The 1,866-nt window shown below is 45.6% G+C and carries 1 protein-coding gene and 10 tRNA genes; all 11 read left to right on the top strand.

What is annotated here, in order from left to right:
* Positions 1–155 precede the first annotated feature (155 nt).
* The 11 genes from M313_RS0101255 (at position 156) to M313_RS0101205 (ending at position 1,858) form a co-directional block, all read left to right on the top strand.
* Positions 156–629 carry a SprT family protein gene (locus M313_RS0101255; RefSeq protein WP_029326275.1) on the top strand — a complete coding sequence of 158 codons (474 nt, stop codon included), beginning with the start codon at positions 156–158 and terminating at the stop codon, positions 627–629.
* A gap of 167 nt (positions 630–796) precedes the next feature.
* A tRNA-Asn gene (locus tag M313_RS0101250) sits at positions 797–871 on the top strand.
* A gap of 3 nt (positions 872–874) precedes the next feature.
* Positions 875–965, top strand: a tRNA-Ser gene (locus M313_RS0101245).
* A gap of 8 nt (positions 966–973) precedes the next feature.
* Positions 974–1,045, top strand: a tRNA-Glu gene (locus M313_RS0101240).
* Between the two features lie 49 nt (positions 1,046–1,094).
* Positions 1,095–1,170, top strand: a tRNA-Val gene (locus M313_RS0101235).
* A gap of 42 nt (positions 1,171–1,212) precedes the next feature.
* A tRNA-Gln gene (locus M313_RS0101230) sits at positions 1,213–1,287 on the top strand.
* Between the two features lie 16 nt (positions 1,288–1,303).
* Positions 1,304–1,387, top strand: a tRNA-Leu gene (locus tag M313_RS0101225).
* Between the two features lie 26 nt (positions 1,388–1,413).
* Positions 1,414–1,499, top strand: a tRNA-Leu gene (locus M313_RS0101220).
* Positions 1,500–1,606: 107 nt separating this feature from the next.
* A tRNA-Arg gene (locus tag M313_RS0101215) sits at positions 1,607–1,683 on the top strand.
* A gap of 16 nt (positions 1,684–1,699) precedes the next feature.
* A tRNA-Pro gene (locus M313_RS0101210) sits at positions 1,700–1,773 on the top strand.
* 11 nt (positions 1,774–1,784) lie between these two features.
* Positions 1,785–1,858, top strand: a tRNA-Gly gene (locus M313_RS0101205).
* The last annotated feature ends 8 nt before the right edge of the window (positions 1,859–1,866 follow it).

Raw genomic sequence — 1,866 nt, 5'->3', positions numbered from 1 at the left:
TGCCCTGCGGAAAGCGAGTGCCTGCAGCGGAAAGAAACGGCAAAACTTCAAAGGGAAAACAACAATCTTATAGAAACCAGCCCAACATAAATGACTTATTTTTTTCTATACTATGCAGTATAATGGGGAGGGTTCGAATGAAAGGTGGAGGACACATGGAAGACAAAGAACTACAGAAGTTAATAGAAGGAATCTCCCTAAAGCATTTCAACAGACCTTTCCTTCACAAAGCATCATTCAATCACCGACTGAAAACAACCGGAGGAAGATACCTCACCTCCACAAGCAACATCGAAATCAACAAGAAGTATTACGACGCCCTGGGTATGGACGAGCTAGTAGGCATCATCAAACACGAACTATGCCACTACCACCTGCACATTCAAGGTAAAGGCTATAAACACCGAGATGCTGATTTCCGATTCTTACTTAAAAAAGTGGGGGCCCCAAGATTTTGTACGCCCATTCATACAACTACATCCAAGCCGAAAACTTTTCGTATATATGAATGTGTGGATTGCCACCTGCAATACAAAAGAGTAAGAAGAGTGAATACAAACAAGTATAGATGTGGAAAATGTAGAGGGAAGTTAAGAGAAATAGAAAAGCGTGTTGACACACAACCATAAAATATGATAATTTATTCTAGTCGCTGTTTTAAAAAACGGCTGGATGACAATTATGATAATATATCATTTTTGTTCCGAAAAAACTTGACTTTTAAGTACAAGCTTATTAAAATAAAAGCAGTCGGTTGCGACGAAAGACAACGTTATCCGACACACCGTAGCATTATTCCACCATAGCTCAGCGGTAGAGCATTCGGCTGTTAACCGAAGGGTCGTAGGTTCGAATCCTACTGGTGGAGCCAAATGGAGAAGTACTCAAGTGGCTGAAGAGGCGCCCCTGCTAAGGGTGTAGGTCGTGTAAGCGGCGCGAGGGTTCAAATCCCTCCTTCTCCGCCATCTATTAAGGCCCGTTGGTCAAGCGGTTAAGACACCGCCCTTTCACGGCGGTAACACGGGTTCGAATCCCGTACGGGTCACTACAAAGTGGGATGCAAAACATTCTTGTTTTGTTTCCCATTTCTATCTGGAGGATTAGCTCAGCTGGGAGAGCACCTGCCTTACAAGCAGGGGGTCGGCGGTTCGATCCCGTCATCCTCCACCAGAGGGACTTAATACTAACCTTCTAAAGTTAAATCATCTTCGATGGGCTATAGCCAAGCGGTAAGGCATCGCACTTTGACTGCGACATGCGTTGGTTCGAATCCAGCTAGCCCAGCCAACTTTATAAAATGTATGCGGGTGTGGCGGAATTGGCAGACGCGCTAGACTTAGGATCTAGTGTCTTTGACGTGGGGGTTCGAGTCCCTTCACCCGCACCATACATTTATACTAGCCATTCATTTTCGCGGTCGTGGCGGAATGGCAGACGCGCTAGGTTGAGGGCCTAGTGGGGGCAACCCCGTGGAAGTTCGACTCTTCTCGGCCGCACCAAAAACACCGAAAAAATAATTTCAAAAAAGTGTTGACACAAAATGCTGGATTTGATATTATAGTTAAGTCGCCTCTGAGAGGGACATCAAATAAACAACTTATATGAAGCGCCCGTAGCTCAATTGGATAGAGCGTTTGACTACGGATCAAAAGGTTAGGGGTTCGAGTCCTCTCGGGCGCGCCATTACTTTTAAAGTAAACGGGGAGTAGCTCAGCTTGGTAGAGCACTTGGTTTGGGACCAAGGGGTCGCAGGTTCAAATCCTGTCTTCCCGATATTGAATATTGCGGGTGTAGTTTAATGGTAAAACCTCAGCCTTCCAAGCTGATGTCGTGGGTTCGATTCCCATCACCCGCTCCATAATATTG

Origin of the sequence: Bacillus sp. m3-13, assembly GCF_000175075.1 — a bacterium.
Taxonomy (GTDB): domain Bacteria; phylum Bacillota; class Bacilli; order Bacillales; family Bacillaceae_I; genus Sutcliffiella_A; species Sutcliffiella_A horikoshii_C.
Note: the sequence above shows the minus strand (reverse complement) of the source record. Positions and strands in the feature narration are given on the sequence as shown.